General features: G+C 43.0%; 19 protein-coding genes. 14 read left to right on the top strand and 5 right to left on the bottom strand.

The features are described 5' to 3' along the window. Positions 1-4 precede the first annotated feature (4 nt). Positions 5-1111, bottom strand: a complete 1107-nt coding sequence (locus ACK1LH_RS11705) for a citrate/2-methylcitrate synthase (RefSeq protein ID WP_411333115.1) — start codon at positions 1109-1111, stop codon at positions 5-7. A gap of 108 nt (positions 1112-1219) precedes the next feature. Between ACK1LH_RS11705 and ACK1LH_RS11700 the strand changes: the two genes are divergently transcribed. The 7 genes from ACK1LH_RS11700 (at position 1220) to ACK1LH_RS11670 (ending at position 6424) form a co-directional block, all read left to right on the top strand. After that, positions 1220-2098, top strand: coding sequence for a LysR family transcriptional regulator (locus ACK1LH_RS11700; protein WP_203287446.1), 879 nt, complete (start codon positions 1220-1222; stop codon positions 2096-2098). A gap of 14 nt (positions 2099-2112) precedes the next feature. Then, on the top strand, positions 2113-3177 hold the full coding sequence (locus ACK1LH_RS11695; protein WP_411335094.1) for an undecaprenyldiphospho-muramoylpentapeptide beta-N-acetylglucosaminyltransferase: 1065 nt from the start codon (positions 2113-2115) through the stop codon (positions 3175-3177). A 60-nt stretch (positions 3178-3237) separates the two neighbouring features. Further along, positions 3238-3483 carry a hypothetical protein gene (locus ACK1LH_RS11690; protein ID WP_203287444.1) on the top strand — a complete coding sequence of 82 codons (246 nt, stop codon included), beginning with the start codon at positions 3238-3240 and terminating at the stop codon, positions 3481-3483. Between the two features lie 174 nt (positions 3484-3657). After that, positions 3658-4194, top strand: coding sequence for a sigma-70 family RNA polymerase sigma factor (locus tag ACK1LH_RS11685; protein ID WP_029280643.1), 537 nt, complete (start codon positions 3658-3660; stop codon positions 4192-4194). Then, positions 4195-4602 carry a PadR family transcriptional regulator gene (locus ACK1LH_RS11680; RefSeq protein WP_029565919.1) on the top strand — a complete coding sequence of 136 codons (408 nt, stop codon included), beginning with the start codon at positions 4195-4197 and terminating at the stop codon, positions 4600-4602. Between the two features lie 4 nt (positions 4603-4606). Then, on the top strand, positions 4607-5866 hold the full coding sequence (locus ACK1LH_RS11675) for an FtsW/RodA/SpoVE family cell cycle protein (RefSeq protein ID WP_029280646.1): 1260 nt from the start codon (positions 4607-4609) through the stop codon (positions 5864-5866). A gap of 429 nt (positions 5867-6295) precedes the next feature. After that, positions 6296-6424, top strand: a complete 129-nt coding sequence (locus tag ACK1LH_RS11670; RefSeq protein WP_267881646.1) for a hypothetical protein — start codon at positions 6296-6298, stop codon at positions 6422-6424. A 572-nt stretch (positions 6425-6996) separates the two neighbouring features. On the opposite strand, the gene ACK1LH_RS11665 is transcribed toward ACK1LH_RS11670, so the two are convergent. Further along, positions 6997-7365 (bottom strand): cyclic-phosphate processing receiver domain-containing protein, encoded by a 369-nt coding sequence (locus tag ACK1LH_RS11665; RefSeq protein ID WP_234703398.1) that lies wholly within the window; start codon positions 7363-7365, stop codon positions 6997-6999. Positions 7366-7571: 206 nt separating this feature from the next. Here ACK1LH_RS11665 and ACK1LH_RS11660 point away from each other — a divergent pair, with 206 nt between their 5' ends. The 5 genes from ACK1LH_RS11660 (at position 7572) to brnQ (ending at position 13642) form a co-directional block, all read left to right on the top strand. Continuing rightward, the gene (locus tag ACK1LH_RS11660) at positions 7572-8618 is read left to right on the top strand and encodes an ArsR/SmtB family transcription factor (RefSeq protein ID WP_411333114.1); all 1047 of its coding nucleotides are present in this window, start codon (positions 7572-7574) and stop codon (positions 8616-8618) included. After that, positions 8615-9805, top strand: coding sequence for an MFS transporter (locus tag ACK1LH_RS11655; protein ID WP_411333113.1), 1191 nt, complete (start codon positions 8615-8617; stop codon positions 9803-9805). Before ACK1LH_RS11660 ends, ACK1LH_RS11655 begins: the two co-directional genes overlap by 4 nt. A 156-nt stretch (positions 9806-9961) precedes the next feature. Then, entirely contained in the window at positions 9962-11362 is a 1401-nt protein-coding gene (locus tag ACK1LH_RS11650; RefSeq protein WP_411333112.1) for an alkaline phosphatase, read from the top strand. Positions 11363-11448: 86 nt separating this feature from the next. Further along, a complete protein-coding gene (locus ACK1LH_RS11645) occupies positions 11449-12123 on the top strand; it encodes a DUF4352 domain-containing protein (protein ID WP_411333110.1) in 675 nt (224 codons plus the stop codon). A 199-nt stretch (positions 12124-12322) separates the two neighbouring features. After that, entirely contained in the window at positions 12323-13642 is a 1320-nt protein-coding gene (brnQ, locus tag ACK1LH_RS11640) for a branched-chain amino acid transport system II carrier protein (RefSeq protein WP_411333108.1), read from the top strand. On the opposite strand, the gene cls is transcribed toward brnQ, so the two are convergent. Then, positions 13639-14850 carry a cardiolipin synthase gene (gene cls, locus ACK1LH_RS11635; protein ID WP_051827243.1) on the bottom strand — a complete coding sequence of 404 codons (1212 nt, stop codon included), beginning with the start codon at positions 14848-14850 and terminating at the stop codon, positions 13639-13641. The genes brnQ and cls overlap by 4 nt on opposite strands. Positions 14851-15035: 185 nt before the next feature. Here cls and ACK1LH_RS11630 point away from each other — a divergent pair, with 185 nt between their 5' ends. Further along, a complete protein-coding gene (locus ACK1LH_RS11630; RefSeq protein ID WP_411333107.1) occupies positions 15036-15923 on the top strand; it encodes a peptidylprolyl isomerase in 888 nt (295 codons plus the stop codon). Between the two features lie 26 nt (positions 15924-15949). Here the strand turns inward: ACK1LH_RS11630 and ACK1LH_RS11625 are convergent, their stop codons facing one another. Then, the gene (locus ACK1LH_RS11625) at positions 15950-16441 is read right to left on the bottom strand and encodes a hypothetical protein (RefSeq protein WP_029565911.1); all 492 of its coding nucleotides are present in this window, start codon (positions 16439-16441) and stop codon (positions 15950-15952) included. A gap of 181 nt (positions 16442-16622) precedes the next feature. On the opposite strand from ACK1LH_RS11625, the gene bioB reads away from it, so the two are divergent. Further along, the gene (gene bioB / locus ACK1LH_RS11620; protein WP_411333106.1) at positions 16623-17621 is read left to right on the top strand and encodes a biotin synthase BioB; all 999 of its coding nucleotides are present in this window, start codon (positions 16623-16625) and stop codon (positions 17619-17621) included. A 446-nt stretch (positions 17622-18067) separates the two neighbouring features. Here the strand turns inward: bioB and ACK1LH_RS11615 are convergent, their stop codons facing one another. Continuing rightward, complete coding sequence (locus tag ACK1LH_RS11615; RefSeq protein WP_411333104.1) at positions 18068-19252, bottom strand: M14 family zinc carboxypeptidase; 1185 nt, start codon at positions 19250-19252, stop codon at positions 18068-18070. Positions 19253-19470 lie beyond the last annotated feature (218 nt).

Below are 19470 nucleotides of genomic sequence, written 5' to 3'. Positions count from 1 at the left end.
GAAATTAGGATTTTTTCTCCTGGGAAGAATGCCCGTTCGGCACACGCCAGGGACCAACATACTGCGCATCTGGTCTGAACAAAATGTTATTGCCTTCCTGCTCAAGAATATGGGCAGTCCATCCGGTTATCCGGGCAGCAGTGAAGACCGGCGTAAACAGGTCAGCCTTCATGTTCATGGATTTCATGATGGCTGCTGCATAAAACTCAACATTTGTATATAACGCTCTTCCAGGTTTCAGCTCCGACAGAATATTCACAGAAGCTTCCTCCACTTTCAACGAAAGCTTCATCCAATCATCATCTCCCGCTTCTGAAAGCAAAACCGCTTTCAGTGCTTCTGCCCTGGGATCCCGGGTCTTATAGACTCTGTGCCCAAACCCCATTAACCGTTCACCTCTGCACACCTTCTGCCTGATTAATTCTTCAATATCGCTGCTTTCTGCCGCTTCAGCTAAAAAGGATAGTACCTCAGAAGGTGCTCCCCCGTGAAGAGGCCCTTTCATCGTGCTAATAGCAGATGTTACGGCTGAATGGATATCTGACAGCGTTGATGCCGTGACCCTGGCAGAGAAAGCAGATGCATTCATTCCATGTTCCATCGTTAAAATCATATACGTTTCAAGGGCCCTTCTTAGTGTTTCAGTCGGCATGCTGCCAAAGAGCATATATAGAAAATGTTCTGCATGATCAAGATGATTAACGGAATCAGGAAGAACGCTGTTATCCATCCAGGCTTTTCGGCAGGCAATCATGACAGGGACGACGGCGGTCAAGCGAATGGCTTCTTCAATAGACGGAGGACCTGAACCTAGAGCTGATACTGCTGTCCTAAGCACACTCATCAAATCCATTTCGCGAGGCAGACTTTTTAACAGAGATGCCACGTGACCCGGCAGTTCCCGTCCCTTTTGTAATTTTCCCTTTAACATTAAAAGCTGTTCCGCATCCGGCCACTCTCCATACCAAAGCAGATAAGCCGCCTCTTCAAATGTGCGCTGAGATACCTCGCTGATGTCATACCCCCTGTAAATAAGCTTTCCTTCAGCACCATCAATAAAGCTGATTCGTGTTTCGGCTGCCGTTACTCCCTTTAATCCATAATGAATCATGAAAAATCTCCCCTTTCCTTTGATGTCTTTATTTTATAAAATAATGATTATTAAGAAAATTAAATCTTTTTAATTGGGTTGATTAAGATAATTAATCAGGAGGGGCTTATGGAATTTTCCTGGATTCAAACATTTGTAACAGCTGCCGAATGTCAAAATTTCAGACGGGCTTCAGAACTGCTGTTTATTTCACAGCCATCTGTGACGGTTCATATTCAGCTTTTGGAAAAAGAGCTTGGAATCCTGCTTTTTCTTCGCGAAGGAAGAAAGGTCAGGCTGACGGAAGAGGGGAAGGTGTACCTTACCCATGCGAAAGAACTTCTGGCTGTTTATCAGGAGGGCATCCTCAAGTTAAACTCGTTTCAACAGGGATATACCTCACACCTTACCCTTGCCATTTCGCCCTTAATTGCCGATACAATCCTGCCGTTTGTATTAAAAAGATATACTTCCACGTATCCACAGGTCGAAATATCCGTTAAAATAGTAGAATCGGCAGAAATTGAACATGCAGTGCTGAGTGAGAACGCAGATCTTGGTCTATCCTGCATGGACAGCCTTCACAGTGAACTCACTTCGCAGATCCTTTACAGGGACAGGGTTCTTCTTGCAGCTCCACACGACGGTGCGGATTCAGAGAGTGCGCTGCCCCTTGACCCGGAAGAGCTCTTGACATCAAATTACCTTCTCACACATAATCATCCTGTATACTGGGATTCTTTGTGCAGAGCAGTTAAAATGAAAATTCCCGGAGTACGGATGATGGAAGTCACTCAGATCCACATCACAAAACGTTTTATCGCAGAAGGGCTTGGCGTTTCCTTTCTTCCTGCCTCAACAGTGCGCAGAGAATTGCTTGAAGGAAGATTGCTTGAAGTGGACTGTCCATTTCTTCCATTGCCTGAAGCCTGTACATATGCCATTATGAAAGACGTTCATAAAAAACAAAAAGAATTTTTGGCTTTTTTAGCGCAATTCAGAATTTGAAGGAGGGCTTACGCCTGATGAAAAAAACGATTGTCTTTACAGGAGGCGGCTCTGCAGGCCACGTTACACCGAATATGGCCATCATTGATGAGCTTGACCGCAGTGCCTGGGACATCCAGTACATTGGTTCAAAAAAAGGAATCGAGAAGGAACTGATTGAAAATATCCAGATTCCGTATCACGGCATTTCGAGCGGGAAATTAAGACGCTACATTGACCTTGAAAACGTGAAGGACATCTTCCGGGTTATGAAGGGCTGCCTTGATGCCAGAAGAGTCTTAAAAAAGCTGAAGCCGTCAGTTGTCTTTTCTAAAGGCGGCTTTGTTACCGTTCCGGTGATTATTGCAGCGAAATCTCTCAACATCCCGGTTTTCATCCACGAAAGTGATATGACACCGGGTCTTGCCAATAAAATTGCCCAGCGCTTTGCGACAAAAATTTTCACATCATTTGAAGAAACATTGGCCTATTTCCCTAATGAAAAAACCGTTTCGATCGGCTCTCCGATTCGCCGCGAAATGTTAAAGGGATCACCTGGCAAGGGAAGAGAACTTCTCGGCTTTGATGGAAGAAGACCGGTTCTAACAATCATGGGCGGAAGCCTTGGCGCCAGAAAAATCAACGAAACGGTAAGAGCGGCACTTCCTAAGCTTAAAGACTATCAGATCATCCATCTTTGCGGAAAAGGAAACGTGGACGAATCCCTGATTGGCAACAAGGATTACAGACAGTTTGAATATGTACACGGCGAGCTTTCCCACTATCTTGCAGCCACTGACTACGTCATTACAAGAGGCGGCTCTAACTCAATCTTTGAGTTTCTGGCACTGAAAATCCCGATGCTGATCATCCCGCTGACAAGAAGCCAGAGCAGGGGAGACCAGATCATGAACGCCAAATCATTTGAGAAAAAAGGCTATGCGATGATGCTCGAAGAAGAAAACCTGACAGAAGAATCTCTACTTATCCATCTGGCCGATCTGAAAACGAACAAAATGGACATGAAAGATACGATGAACAGACTGAATAAAAAAGATGCGATCGGCATCCTTGTGGAAGAAATCAATAAGATTGGATAGCTAAACAAAACACGTCATGACAAATGGCGTGTTTTTTAACAGGGACGAGGTGGTGTTTTCATGAGTGAAAAAAAGCAAACCGGCGTTGACAAGCACAATCAGCTGGATAAACTCCCATTCAGCTGCAGCAGCACGAAAAACGGCATCGTGTTTATAAATTATTTTCACAAGCAGGTAAAAATCCTAAAAGGAAAAGAAGCGGAACAATTCCTGAAAAAGATGGAGGCTGCAGCAGATGAAAAAGCAAAGCAGCTGATCATGGCTAAAATCACTGGGAATTTTAAACGGGGAAATGAGAAGGGGTAAGCTGCACAAGATCACAGCTTTCATCACAAAAACTTTGTCGGAAAAATAATAGAATGCGCAGCGAAGCAGCTGGGCATTTTTTTTCGGTTTCAGGCAAATGTGGCCACTATTTTTACATAATCAAAAACCAAGTCGCATTCAGAATCGTCTAAGTAAAGGAAAGGAGGGGGATAAATGGAAGAGTGGGCAGCAGATTTCATAGAAACAAAAGACTATGAAACTCTTATAGATGAAATCATGCACGAATACGGCACTGAAATTCTGAAGCTTGTGTACACTTACGTCCGAAATCAGCAGACAGCTGAAGACCTGACTCAGGACATATTTGTTAAATGCTACAGGTCGCTTCATACATATAACGGAAAATCAAAGCTCAGAACATGGTTATGGCGAATTGCAATCAATAAGTGCAAGGATTATTTAAAGAGCTGGGATTATAAACATGTAACTCCGTCAAATGATCAATGGAAAGATTCACCTTCAAGTGAGGAAACAGAATACGCTGTTATAAAAAAAGAAGAAGAGTCTGAACTCTTTTTTGCTGTAATGAATCTGCCTGTAAACTACCGGGAGGTCATTTATCTTTATTATTTTGAAGAGCTTTCTATAGATGAAATTGCCAGGATAACAAGCTGTGCGGCAGGCACGGTAAAAACAAGAATGCGACGTGCAAAACAGCTTTTAAAAGCGGGCCTGAAGGAGGAGTTGTAGGTGGAAGAACAATTAAGAAAGCTGAGTGAAAGTTCCGGGAACCAGAATTTTGACAAATTGACGTTTTCAGAAAAACACAGAGAAGGCGTATGGAAACGCATCGGTAAAAAGGAGAAATCACCTTCTTGTCTCCTGAAAGATGTTCTGCAGCTTCTGATTCATGAGAAAACAGGGTATGAACTGAGCGTTCTCCTAAGAGCAAGAGGCAATTCAGCTTTTGATGAAAATGAGGGAGCAATCTACACCTTTCTTCATGAGCTTGAAAAGAAAGAATGGATCCAGTCATCCTGGCACGGAAAGCAATCAAAATGTTATGTGATTACTTCCAGGGGAAAGAAGATATTAAAGCGTGAAGAAAAAAAATCCGCAGGTACAGAAATCTCCCTCAGTGAACTATTGGAGGGATAAAAATATGAGAGAGACAAGGAATTCCTATCTTAGTAAAGTAAAAGAACAAATAAAGTCAAAAGATGCAAGAATGATGGTTGAAATGGAATTAAATGCTCATATAGAAAGCATAAAGGAAGACTTGGTGAAGAATGGTCTCACCGCAGATGAAGCAGAAACAAAAGCCATTGCCCAAATGGGGAATCCTGTAGGAATCGGAAAGGATATGAATAAGATTCACCGGCCAAAAACAGATTGGGTGCTGATTCTTTTATTCACACTATGTATGGGGGCAGGATTTCTTCCGGTTTTCATTGGAGAACCTGTTATGCTGGTTAAGAAAATCCTGATTTCTATAGCTGGAGCAATCACTCTATTCGTGTTTATGATGGTCGACTACCGAAGATTAGAAAGGACGGGCTGGGTTTTTTACATACTGGGAATAGGTTTTTTGCTTATCGTACCAGCTTTTGCAAACCAAATTATTAATGGAAGTTTATCCATACAGATCGGTTTCTTCAGATTGGAAAGTCTTATAAGCATCCCATTTTTTTTCGTGGGCTGGGCGTCTTTTTTGAATAACCGCAGCTTAAAAGTTTGGCACGCCATCTTGCTGTATATCGTGCCAATATTGCTTTTTGCCCAGCTGCCTGCTGTATCTGCCGCTGTACTATATACGGTCATGGTCATTTCTATGGTTTGCTTCAGCAAGTTCTCAAAAAAAGTCATCCTATCATTATTGACAGCGGGAGGTGTTCTGGCAGGCATTTTGCTTTTTTCCGTATTTGTCTTCTCATCAGCTGAGAGAAAAAGCCGTCTTGACGCTTTTCTTAACCCTGAAAAGCACTCAAACGACGCGGGTTTTCCCATCCTCTATATTAGAGACTTTATTCTGGATGCAGGCTGGTTTGGTCAGACGCAAAATGAATTTCTAATGGGTGATTCACTGACAAATCTTGTCTTTGTTTCAATTACAGCAAGCTTCGGCTGGCTGGTTGCCGGTGCAGTTGTCATCCTGCTCTTCCTTTTTATCTTCCGTCTTGCGGTTTATGTGCCAAGGATGAAACATACATTTGGAAGATTACTGTTGGCAGGCGCAATCTCACTTTTTGCAATGCAGGTTGCCGTAAACATTGGTATGGCTCTAGGACTGCTTCCATTAATGACAATGTCTCTTCCATTTATAAGCTATGGACTGATGCCTGTCCTTTTAAATTCAGTTTTAACTGGGGTAGTGTTAAGTGTATATCGGCGAAAAGATCTGTTAGGTTTCGAATCCAGGTAATAGGTAGAAAAGAATAAATGGAACATGTTGAAAAAATTCCAGTTGATGAAACTGGAATTTTTTTATTGGGAAAATGAGCTTACCTCCAGTGCAAGATTTTTTTAAATTAATATATGTTCTAAAAGAAAATAAGATAATTCTCTTAAAATTGAATGCCTGTTTTTTATTCTAAATAAACTATGTTCTAACAAAACATCCTCTGGAAACTTGAGTACTGATTCAGCACATAAAGTTCTAAATGATGAACTAAAAAAACTGTGTTCCAAATAATCACACTTAAAAAGACAAACTAGTTGCCAAGAAAAGTTTAATCATTAGCTTTCAACAAATTGGTTTACATAAGAAGGATACAATAAACAAGGAGATATTTTAATGAATCTCTACTCTGGAGTATGAGCATCATACTCTTTAGAGGGGAGGTGGAGACACATGCCAAACCGCAATGACAATAAGTTCAGAAAGATTGAATCAGAAAGCCAGAAACAAGGAAAAACGCAGGAGGAATATGCTGCTGAGCTTGACAGCAACCGTGCGAAAAGCCAGCAAAAGAAGAAATAAGCTTTGGAAGGACTGCTGATGGCAGTCTTTTTATATGGAGAATTTACGGCGAATTTTGTTTTCAACCGTTAAGTGCCCAAAACCGTCTTCGAGAAAGACACAAATATAGATGGTGCACTCTGTCATTTAGGAGGCAGATGGAAATTTTCAAGTTAACGTCTGTTTCCGGCACGTGACAGATATTCTTTTTCAAGTAAAAGAGGTATTCAAGCAAGTATTCTGCACTATGCGGCAAGTAACGCACTGGGTGCTGCCTCGATCGACGTTATCAAGCGTTAAATGCCCAAAACCTTCTGCGAGTAAGACACAAATATAGATGGTGCACTCTGTCACTTAGGAGGCAGATGGAAATTTTCAAGAAAACCTCTGTTTCCGGCAAGTAACGAATCTTCTTTTTCTAGTAAAAGAGGCATTCGAGCAAGTATTTCGCCCTATGCGGCAAGTAACGCACTGCCTGCTGCCCAGGTCCACGTTTTCAAGCGTTAAATGCCCAAAACGGCTGCGAGCAAAGTTCTCTTTCTTAAGACAAAACAAAAGAGGCACCCCGGAGAGTCCCTCAATAATTTAGTATGTTATCGCATTTTTCTATCCGAAGCATGGAGAGGCATTGGTTTGAGAATCACTTTTATTGATTTTGGCATTTCGAAGTCTTCCTGTGCCTGTTTAAAATGCCTGTACATCGCCTTGCTTCCGGCTGCATTGGCCGAGTGGATGGTAATGCGGTTTGCATAAAGATGATGCCTGACCATGTACTGTACCAGCATGAGCCCGTTTCTGGTCTTGCTGACCAGATCGTGATCAAGGGACAGATGGTCTACGCGATTAGTTTCTAATAGCGCAATGCATTGGTCTATATCTTCCGCCAAAACATATCCGCTGGGGCAGGTCCGGTAATCATCCATAAAGACACTGATTGTCATGATGATTTCCTCCGATCTCATGTGACCTGACTTCAGTGTAACATACTTGAATCTAATTAACAGGAAAAGAATTTCCATTCGAGGGAAACAGACAAAGAAAGTCAAAAAGCCCGCCAATCTGCAGAAAAAGGCGTTTTATCACCTATTTTTGCAAGGGAGTTTATTCTAAAAGTATTGAATTAATCATTCTAATTATTTAGAATAAAAAGAAAGGAGATGGAAAAAATATGAATCTATTGAATACGTCATTTGAACGGATATCATACGGCGTTCAGATTAAAACATCCTTGTTGTTTGAATGTGCTCTTGGCATAGCCATGATTACCTATCCAAAGCTTCATAATCAGCTTGAAATGACGAGGGCGGAACTGGACGAGCTCAAGATACGTCTTTCCAGTGAACTGACAGCAGAGCTTGACTACTGCCAGGAGCACAACACGTGGAAAATGCTGCTTCAGCTGCTTCATGTGAAAGACTTCTCCAGTCCGGGGGAATTCTATCAGTTCTTAAAGTCACTTTCAGAGAGTGAGCTTAAATATTACGCACTGCCTTTCGTGGATATCATGCAGGAAAAAAACCGTCTTGCAGCTTCTAAAGGGGATAGGGGAGCTGAAAATGATTTGGTTCTGGCCTGCAAGGGTCATGTCTTTTTTCCGCAATTGATTCATTTTGTATGCAGCAGCAAACATACTGAACTGCTCAATCATTTCCAGGCGCTAGTAGACGGCTGGTATAACGAAGTCATTCTGCCTGAAAAGGACTGGACCAGCGGTGTTTTGGAAAGGGATGTTCTTGAAAAGAGAAGCATTAGCCAATTAGAAAGTCCTCATAAAACGGTCCTGAAAGCTGCTGGAATTGATTATAAGCCTGAACAGGGAATTGCCGATGTGATTTTAATTCCTCACGTGGCATACAGGCCCTGGACGATTCAGGCAGACCTGCCTGCTGCAAAGGTTTTTTACTACCCTGTAAGCGACAGCAGCTTAATGAAGAGCACGGATCCTTTTGAACCGCCGGGACAGCTTGTGCAAAAGCTTAAAGCAATTGGCGATGAAAAAAGGCTCAGGATTCTCAAACTTCTTGTAAAAAAAGAGCTGACTTTAAAAGAAGTGACAGTTCTGGTCGGAATGGGGAAAACGACAGTCCATCATCATTTGACCCTCTTGAAAGCAGCTGGACTTGTTCACTTTAAAGGCAGTGTTTATAAAGCAACTGGAGACTCAATTAAGGGGATAGAAAAGGAAATCTTTACTTTTCTGCATAAGGAAACATGAAACCGGTCAAGCTGCTTTTTTATAATCAGCTTTTGTCGGTCTTTTCAAGCACGTTCGGAACGTTCCTCCTTTCGTGGATCCTATATGAAGAGACCGGTTCTAAGCTTGCGATGGGCACCTTGTGGCTGGTCAGCATTTCGGGGCAGCTGATCGTTCAGTTTATAGCCGGACCCTATATAGACCGGTTTAAAAGAACAACAGTAATGAGAGCGTCAGAGGCATTAAGGGCTTTCGTATACTTGCTGCTTCTCCTATTTTTTACAGTCGGGTTCCATGAGGCGGCCCTGTTATATGCAGCGGCTTTCTTAACCTCCATTACTGCATATGACCCTGCTGCGGCAGCACTTGTTCCAAAGCTTGTGCATAAGGAGGAATTGGTTAAAGTAAATGCAGGAATTTCAGGAGGTGTGCAGCTGATGCGGTTTTTGATGCTGCCCGCAGCAGGGTTTCTTGTATCGGTTCTGAATGAAAAAAGTTCTCTCATTCTTATTGTCTGTGCATTTTCAATTTCATTCATCATGATAGGGTTTCTGCTCGAAAAGCATACAGAAATCGATGACAAAGCAACATGGATAAAGAAATTCAAAGAAGGCACTCTCGTTTATCGTAAACATAAAATACTCCTGTTCCTCGGCGGGCTTGTCTCCATTACAAGCTTTGGCGTGTTTGCTGCCCAGACCATGTATATTCCATTTGTCTCAGAAGTACTGGGAGGTTCATCATTTGAGTATGGCCTGTTTGCCGCTTCTTTTCCCCTTGGTTACATAGCCGGCAGTTTTGCGGCATCCAGAATAAAAGTAAAAGATACATACATCTATCAAATCATGATGCTTGCCCTGTTTATAGGAGGCTCTACTTACTTGGCGCTTGGTGATGCAAAGACTCTGGCAGCGGCGATGGTCATTGAAATCGCAGCAGGTGCAGCTATGCCCTTTTGGAATGTCTACAGCACGACGCTTTATCAAAAGCTTGTGCCGCAGTCCATTCTTGGGCAGGTTTTCTCAGTCAGGTTTCTTATGACAAAGGCAGCTGCGCCGCTTGGAATTGTTTACGGCACTGTATGTGCTGCTCAATTCGGTATACAGTTTCTTTTTCTTTCAATTGGTGCCATCATTTGCACCGTTTCGGGGGGAGGACTTCTTTTTTTTGCATTCAGACGCAGATCATCTGTCTTTCAGCTTAAGTGACTGTAAAGGTAAAAAATGCAATCGTTTTCTATTTGTTTTCTGTAAAGAAACTGTAAACAACGGACATACATACTTTACAATCTCTCAAAACTTCCTTAAAACTCATCCCATAGACTAGTATTTGTAAGCAAAAACATTCTATTGGAGGTTTTTTGATTGTTTAATAGAAAACTTGGAAAAATTACTGTTCCGGTTGCAGTGCTTTCAGCTGTAGTTGCCGCAAGTGTCATTGGGAATTTTCCAAACGCAAAGGCAAGTGAAGCAGAAGCTGCTGGAAGTAAACCGAATGAAATAAGAAACGTTATTTTCCTGGTTGGAGACGGAATGGGCGTATCATATACATCAGCATACCGCTATCTGAAAGACGACCCTTCTACACCGCAGGCTGAGCGTACAGAATTTGATCAGCACCTTGTCGGCAATCAAATGACCTACCCTGAAGATCCTAAAGAAAATGTAACAGATTCAGCATCGGCTGCAACAGCGATGTCAACAGGATATAAGACATTCAATGCTGCAATCGGCGTAGATAATGACGGTACAGAGCTTAAAACAGTGTTAGAATCGGCAAAAGAAAAAGGAAAGGCGACAGGTCTTGTTGCTACGTCTGAAATAACGCATGCTACACCTGCTTCATTCGGTGCCCATGATATGAGCCGGAAAAACATGAATGGAATAGCAGATGATTATTATGATGAACTGATCAACGGCAAACATAAAGTGGATGTCATGCTGGGCGGTGGCTTAAGCAACTTTGACCGGGCTGACCGCAACCTTACAGAAGAATTCCAGAAAGACGGGTACAGCTATGTGACATCGAAAGAAGAAATGATGAAGGATAAGAATCAGCAGGTTCTTGGACTGTTTGCGGATGGCGGCCTTCCAAAAATGATTGACCGCGAAAAAGAAACACCTTCTCTTGAAGACATGACAAGTTCAGCTCTTTCAAGACTGAATCAAGATAAAGACGGGTTTTTCCTAATGGTTGAAGGAAGCCAGGTTGACTGGGCCGGACATGACAACGATATTGTAGGAGCCATGAGTGAAATGCAGGATTTTGAAAAAGCCTACAAAGCAGCGATTGAATTTGCCAAAAAGGACAAGCATACTCTTGTTGTGGCTACAGCAGACCATTCAACTGGCGGTTATTCAATCGGAGCTGACGGTGATTACAACTGGTTTGGAGAGCCGATTAAAGCTGCAAAGCGCACACCTGACTTTATGGCCTCCCAAATCGTTGAAGAAGGCGCAGATCCTGAAAAAACGTTAAAACAGTATATCGATCTTGAACTGACGGCAGAGGAAATCAATGCTGTCAAAGATGCAGCAGAAAAAGGGAAAGCAGACAAAGATAAAGGAATTCTCCGTGTTGATAATGCGATAGAAGCCATCTTTAATAAGCGCTCCAATACTGGCTGGACGACAGACGGACATACAGGGGAAGACGTTCCTGTCTTTGCTTACGGACCAGGTAAAGAATTGTTCGCCGGTCATAAAGACAACACAGATCACGCAGAAATCATCTTTGATATCCTAGAAAAAAGCAAAAAGAAATAACCAGGCTGTATCACGACTCTGCCGCATGGGCGGCGGAGTCTGTGTTCATGCCGGCAGATTGGCAAATGGAGAAAGGGGACTACACGATGAAACATGCATGGCTTTTGCTATCTCTGACAATCGTACTTTCTGCTTGTTCTGCACAGGCGACAGAACCTGCCCAAATTGAGAAGAAACAGGAACAGAAGACTGAAACGGCCGAACCATCACCCTCTAATCAAAAAGCCGCTGAAGACAGCTACGTACCAAACCCGCAGATAACGGATGACCGTTCACTCCTTGAACCGGGTCAAACCGTGAAAGATGACAAAGGCGCAGCTGAGCTGAAAGCCATCAGCAGCCTGAATCAGACAATTAAAGCAGGCGATGTGGAACTGACGATTAAAGATGTGAAAATTATCGAGCATACACCTGCCTACAGCATGATTGATTTTTTTCACACATTCACACATGATGAAACGTTTGACATCATCAAAGCGGAGGTAGAAGTGAAAAACACGTCAGATCAGCCGCTCTTCTTCTCTCCCGTAGCTATGCTTGAGACAGACAGCGGTCAGCAAGTTGACTGGGAATCGGATATATACCTTGAGGATCTGAACGGAGAACTGGGCGCAAATCAGACCAAAAAGGGTAACATCGGATTTATTCTGGAACATTCCGAAGAGCCTGTTAAAAGTGTCACGATGCTGACTAGCGATGTGCTGAATGCCAATCAGAAAACAGAAAGCAAAGCTCAGAAAATAACAGTTCCATTCAAATGAGACAATACGATCAAGTATTGTCTTTTCTTTTGGAAAAAATTTATAAAATGAAGGTAAACGCATTCATTGCCTATAGAACAAGGTTTGATAAAAGGCGCTTAAAAATGCTGAAAAAAGGAACTAGTCAATCAATTTTTTAGCTGTTATACTTTGAACTATTATTTTCATCATAGAACCTTCATCTTAAAGGAGTTTTTGTATGGCAAAGGAATTTTCAGCAAAACAGATCATGTTTATCAGTCTTATGTTATTTTCCATGTTTTTTGGAGCAGGGAACTTAATCTTCCCGGCTTTTCTTGGACAGGCAGCAGGGGACAATCTTTGGCCTTCTCTTGCAGGCTTTATTCTTTCCGCGGTGGGTCTTCCCATTCTCGGGGTTATCGCAGTTGCTAAAGCAGGGAGCTTTCATGAATTAAATTCAAGGGTTCACCCTGTATTTGCCCTTATTTTCCCGTTTATTATTTACGTTTCGATCGGACCTGGACTTGCGATTCCAAGAGCCGGAAGCTTAGCTTTTGAAATGGGGGCAGCCCCTTTTCTTCCCGCTGAGGCTGCGGGTACTCCTGCAGCACTGTTCATTTATACAGCGGTCTTTTTTGGCTTAGTGTACTGGCTCAGCATGTCCCCGTCTAAGCTTGTGGACTTATTCGGAAAATTGCTTACGCCGATTGTGCTGACGCTGATTCTGGTTATTTTTGTGAAGTCTTTGATAACACCGATTGGAGAAAGTGGACAGGCATCAGGCAATTATGGCTCGAGTCCTGTTTTTCAGGGGTTTCTTGATGGATACTTGACGATGGATGCACTGGCCGCGCTTGCTTTCGGTATTGTGATAGCAACTGCTATCAGATCACAGGGTGTAACAAATGAGAAAGCACTGTCCCGTTATATGATGTTTGCAGGAATTGGAGCAGGCTTGCTTTTAACCATTATCTACATTCTTCTTGGTACAATGGGTGCAGCGAGCGCATCTCTCGGAACATCTGAAAACGGCGCCCAGATTCTGACGAATATTATGACGAGCCTGTTCGGTACAAGCGGCAGCGTCATACTTGGGCTTGTCTTTACACTGGCTTGTTTCTGCGTTTCCATTGGGCTTGTGATATCGTGCAGCCAGTTTTTTGCAGGGGCTGTGCCTAGAGTGCCGTATAAGGTATGGGTATTGATTTTATGTCTGGCAAGCACAGCCGTTGCAAATCTTGGACTGACTCAGATTTTGACCGTTTCTGTGCCGATACTGGGCATGATTTACCCAATTGCCATCGTGCTGATCATTCTTGCACTGGTTCATTCTTTCATCCAAAACAGTCCTTACATCTATGTAACTACGGTTCTTTTCACAGGCCTCTTCAGTCTGGCGGATACAGTTAATCAAACATTTCTCAGTGAAGCACTGACACCTGCCCTAAGCTACCTTCCGCTTTACGGCGAAGGCATTGGCTGGCTTGTTCCGGCATTACTGGGAGCTGCTGTTGGGCTGGTTTTAGGAAAAAGAAAACCATCACGCGTTCCAGCTTAAAAATAATAATAAATCCATTCTGGGGTTTTCATAAATGAACGCTCCCAGGATGGAATTTCTTTTATAATCGCTTCGTTCAGCTTCCGGCTGTTTTTTTTATCCTCTTCAATCTCAGCTGAAATGGTCTTGATGACTTCTGTGTCGTAGATCAGGCAGCTCGCTTCATCATTTAAATAAAAGCTCCGCGGATCCCAGTTTGCTGTGCTGATATTCGCCGTTTTACCATCAATCAGCATCACTTTCCCATGAAAAAATCCTTTTGTATACAAATAAATATCCACGCCGCGGTTTAACAGCTTTTCTGTTTTTGGATAGCTTGGAGGCTTTGTAAACCATGCGTCTGTATGGTCAGGGACGAGGATCTCAACTTTGACGCCATTTTTCCGCGCATCAATCAGCGCATCCATCATCTCATTGTTTGGTATGAAATAGGGAGTTGCAATAACAAGCTGTTTTCTTGCACTTCTTATTAAAGACAGGAGTTCTTTTTCCCATTCTCCTCCGGTTGAGAAAAACAGCCGATATTCAGAACCGTCCGTCCGGACAGGCTGATGTTTTTTAGGAGGCCTTTTCTGCCCGGTGTCTTCTTCCCAGTCTTTCAAAAATTGCTCCTCCACTTCATACGCGCCTTCACCGGCAATCCGCAGGTGATAGTCCCGCCAGTACCCGAAGCGTTTATCCTGGCCCAGATATTCTTCTCCCATATTGAATCCGCCTAAATAAGACACCCTTCCGTCAATAATGACAAGCTTTCTGTGATTGCGGTGATTCATTCTGTAAAAAGGATGAGTGATTCCGGTTTTCCTGCTGAACGTGAAGTGCACACCGCTCGCTTCTAGGCGATTAATTATTTTCCTGTTGATCTCTTTTCCGCCGATGCGGTCGACAGAAAGCATCACATCTATTCCGTTTTCGGCCTTTTTTTGAAGAAGGGACAAGAAGTTCAGGCTGACAGGATCGTCCCTGATGATAAAAAAATGAATATAAATGTAGTTTTCAGCTTCTTTAATATCTTGAAAGAGTGATTTATAAAGGCTGTCACCTTCGGGGAACAGGGTCAGATCCCCGTGGTATACGGGGGTTTTAATCATGCCGTGTTCATTGGTATAGTCCTTATATCCGCTTTTTACATCCCACTGAAGAATGAAAAAAGTGCAAATCACCAGTGAAATGCATACTCCAAACATAATCATCATTTTTCTCAGCATAAAAAAACTCCCGGAACGTAGTTATCTCTTATGGTTTGATAATCTCCTTCTAAATAACGAAGGGAATCTTTGGAATATCACTTTCATATCTTCTTCTCTCTTTGTTCATAGTTTATTCATAACTGCCCGTTATACTGGAAGGTGTTCAGCAAAAGATAGGAAGAAAATAGTTGGGAGTTATCAAAATGAAAAACATACTTGCAAATAAACTGACGTACGCCTTTTTAATGACAGGTCTGCTCAGCGGGGGAATCGGCTGGGCTGTCGGTTCTGCGGATGACGACGGGGCTGTAGCCAGTGTGAACGGCGAAAAAATCAGTCAGGACAGGCTTTACGGGCTGCTTGCAGATCAGGGCGGATCTAAGCTTGTAGACTACTTAATTACAGAAGAAATCATCAATCAGGAGTCGGAAAAAAAGAAGATTACAGTATCTGATGCAGATGTTGACAAAGAGTATCAAACAATCGTGGAATCGTACGGGGGAGAAGAGGCCTTTCTCCAGCAGATTGAGGCTTCCGGCGGTTCTGCAGAGGCGGTAAAAGAGGAACTGAAAACAAATTTAAAAATTGAAAAACTGCTCGAGCCTGAGATTGACATTTCGGAAGATGAGATGAAAACCTATTTTGAAGAAAACAAAGAAAGTCTTTCTGAACCAGAACAAGTAAATGCAAGCCATATTTTAGTGGAAGATGAGGCGGCAGCAAAAGAAGTCAAAAGCAAACTTGATGGAGGAGCTGATTTTGCGGAGCTAGCCAAAGAATATTCAACAGATACCTCTAACAGCGGCAATGGCGGAGAGCTTGGCTATTTCGCAAAAGGCGAGATGACGGCAGCATTCGAAGAAAAAGCCTTCTCTATGAAAGAAGGGGAAATAAGTGCTCCTGTAAAAACAGAGTTTGGTTACCACATTATCAAATTCGAAGACAAAAAAGCGGCAGTCCCGGCAGTATATGCTGAGAAAAAAGAGGAAATCAAGGAAGCCCTTTTCGATCAGAAAATGCAGACAGCCTATACTGGCTGGATGGAAGAGAAAAAAGAAGAATATGAAATCCAGAATTCATTAGAGAGCTGAGAAGAGAGGGGGAAACCTCTCTTTTTTTATGCATTTTTGATAAGCAAATAAAGAAGTACATGAATTAGTACCGCGGAGGCAATCATGTTTTTCCAATTAATGATGTAGCGGCTGCCTGAGGGCTGAATAACACCCATTGCTGCGATGTACCAGAACCATTTGCTGTCCCGCCATCTTTTCTTAGCCGGTACATCCTGCTTCTCATCCATACGTCTGTTTTCTCTTCTTGCCCACCATAAAACAACCAGGATATCTGCGATTGCTCCAGCTGTAACGGCGATAATGGCTGTTCGATCAGAGACTTCCCAAAGAGGCTTATCTTCCCGCTTTTTCTCTTCTTCTCTTTTAGCTTCCTGTACCTTGACTTGCTCGGCGAATTCTCCTGCAAAATCAGTCTTCTGTTCATTAACTGTGGTGAAATTTACGGCCATAAGAATCAGCCACGCCATTAGACCTGCGTATAGAGCAAAAAAAACGGCTGTTTTTTTCTTTGGAGTATTCATCATTCTTTTTAGCATGATCTTTTTCCTCCTAATGATTGGCTGATTTAATCGTACCATTCATATAAATGTAATAATTTGTATATATTGAACGTTTTAAGAACGTTTACATAAATTTGTTAACCGAATTAAAAATAAGTTGACACAAATCCTTGCTATTCTTTACGATGGAAGAGAACGACGAGATGGAGGGAATGCAATGAATTGGTCAACGCTTGCAAATGAAGTCATAAACGGCAAGGTATTAACAGAGGAAGAGTCACTTGAAATTTTAACAAGCGAAGATGATGAGATTCTTAGTCTTCTTCATGGAGCATTTTTGATCAGAAAGCATTATTACGGGAAAAAAGTAAAACTGAACATGATCGTAAACACGAAATCAGGACTTTGTCCTGAAAACTGCGGCTATTGCTCTCAGTCAAGCATTTCAACGGCACCTATTGAAAAGTACAGGATGATGAACAAAGAAAGCATTTTAGAAGGAGCAGAACGCGCCTATAACCTGAAGGTCGGAACCTATTGCATTGTTGCGAGCGGAAGAGGTCCTTCTGAAAAAGAACTGGACACAGTTGTATCAGCCGTAAAAGACATCAAAGATCAATTCGGTCTTAAGGTGTGTGCGTGCCTGGGGCTGTTGAAGCCGGGACAGGCAGAACGCCTCAAAGAAGCCGGAGTCGATCGCTACAACCACAACATTAATAGATCAAAAGAGCACCACGAATCTATTACAACATCGCATACATATGATAACCGCGTACAAACCATTGAAGCCGTAAAGGCGTCCGGTATTTCTCCATGTTCAGGCGTGATCTTCGGCATGAGAGAAACAAAAAAAGATGTCGTAAATATGGCATTCAGCCTGCGCGCACTAGACGCAGACAGTATTCCTGTAAACTTCCTTCACGCCATTGACGGTACTCCGCTTGAAGGAACGGATGAGCTTGACCCGAGGTATTGCCTGAAGGTGCTCGCACTCTTCCGCTACATCAATCCGACGAAAGAAATCCGTATATCCGGAGGAAGAGAAGTCAATTTAAGATCCCTGCAGCCGCTTGGGCTCTATGCAGCCAACTCGATCTTTGTGGGAGACTATTTAACAACCAGGGGACAAGAAAGCACTAGTGACCATGAGATGCTGAAAGACCTCGGTTTTGAAGTGGAGTTTGACTTTGAAGATCAGGAGGCAATGAGGGTCTGATTGCTGGGTGTAGGAGTCATTCATGCAGGGCAGAGAGAGCTGAGTGGTCATGAGCAGGCGTGAAATGACCCTTCATGCAGGGCGGAGTGAGCTGAGTGGTCATAAGCGAGCATGATATGACCCTTCATGCAGGGCAGGGTTAGCTGAGTGGTGATAAGCGAGCATGATATGACCCTTCATGCAGGGCAGAGAGAGCTGAGTGGTCATAAGCGAGCATGATATGACCCTTCATGCAGGGCAGGGTTAGCTGAGTGGTGATAAGCGAGCATGATATGACCCTTCATGCAGGGCAGGGTTAGCTGAGTGGTCATAAGCAGGCGTGAAATGACCCTTCATGCTGGACTGAGTGATCTGAAGGGTCATAAACGTACAAAGCAGGAAACAGATCCCATTTCCAAAAGAAAAATCCGAACTCCATACAAGTTCGGATTTTTCTTTTGCGTATATTAATAAGTGGATTCCGGAATTTCTTCATACTTTTCAGGATCGAGAGTGTATACGGTGCCGTCAGTTACACCGTTGATTACGCCCATTAATCCGGTTTCAACCGTTTTGACAAGCATCCCTTTTTGCTTTTGGCCAAAGTTCTGTGTTTGGCCTTTCACTTCAAAAAGAACGGTTCCGCTTCCGTTTAATGCAAAGGACCCAAGAGCTGTTCCAGGAAGGTCGAGATCCTGCTGATAGAGTGAAATGTTTGTAAATACGGAATCTCCTTTTGCCTGCAAGGCATCATAGACGGCAACATTCAGCTGCCTTGAAAAATCATAATCGTACCCGTTCGCGTATTGGGCATATTTATCTCCTTCAGGAGTTGCCGGATCAGGTACAAATTGAGCGGAAATGGACATTGTAGCGATTTCACCTGTATCCCCGACATAAGGGAAGCCCTGATGATGCATGTCCATAAAGACATCTACTTTTCCGAATTCTGCCATCAGATCTTTATAGACGTCTCGTACAGTCTGGGCTTCAGGCGTGATGTACCAGCCAGGTTTGTTGGAAGCTCCAGGAAAATCTGCTGCATTAGCAACGTAATCTAAATCAGGGTGGAAATCGCGGTTTACATCAAAGCCCGGATTAGCTGCATAGTCATCCCCCTGGAGAACCCTTGTATAGTAATTCCAGGAAGGGGTTGCTGAACTTAATTGCGGGTATTGCTCCGTAACCTCCGACCAGCTCATGTCATTTCCGCGGCGGTCGAGTTCAGAAGCATCTGCATTCATCATCGGAATGGCAACAATCGTCATCTCTTCACGTATTTTCTTTGCTGCCTCCGAATTGCTTGATCCGATCTTTTGAAGGATGTTCAAAAGCGCCACTGTACCGGTCTTTTCATTGCCGTGAATTTCACTTTGAACTAGCAGTACTTTATCTCCAGTGCCAACCCTTGCTGTATATATTTCTCGTCCCTGGTTGGTAGATCCGGCAACATCAACTGAAATTTTTCCTCCGCTTGTCTGTTCTAGCTGTCTCAGTTTTTTCTGAAGCTCTGCATAGCTTATAAACCCTTGTGTCTCAAGCGTCTCTGCTGCAGCTTGTGAAGGCGGAGCGAAACTGCCTGCCTGCGGAAAGACGAGTGCAGCTGCCATCAAGGCTGTACCTGCTGCTTTAACAAATGTTTTCTTCTTCAAATAAGCTCACCTCTTCATTTTTTGTTGAACAATCAGAATTTTCTGCAATAAGTGAGGGTATTCCTTGTTTTTTGACAGAAATGACGCTATAGGTTCAGAAAAATAGTGGATTTTAATGGTATTGCCAACCTTTTGCCTAGATTTGAGAAAGTTCTTTCGTCTTACGAAAGAAATAGATGTGCAAAAGAAGAAAAGTTTGTCTGAGCAAACTTTTTTAG

The organism is Metabacillus indicus (genome assembly GCF_046603695.1).
GTDB lineage: Bacteria > Bacillota > Bacilli > Bacillales > Bacillaceae > Bacillus_P > Bacillus_P indicus.
Note: the sequence above shows the minus strand (reverse complement) of the source record. Positions and strands in the feature narration are given on the sequence as shown.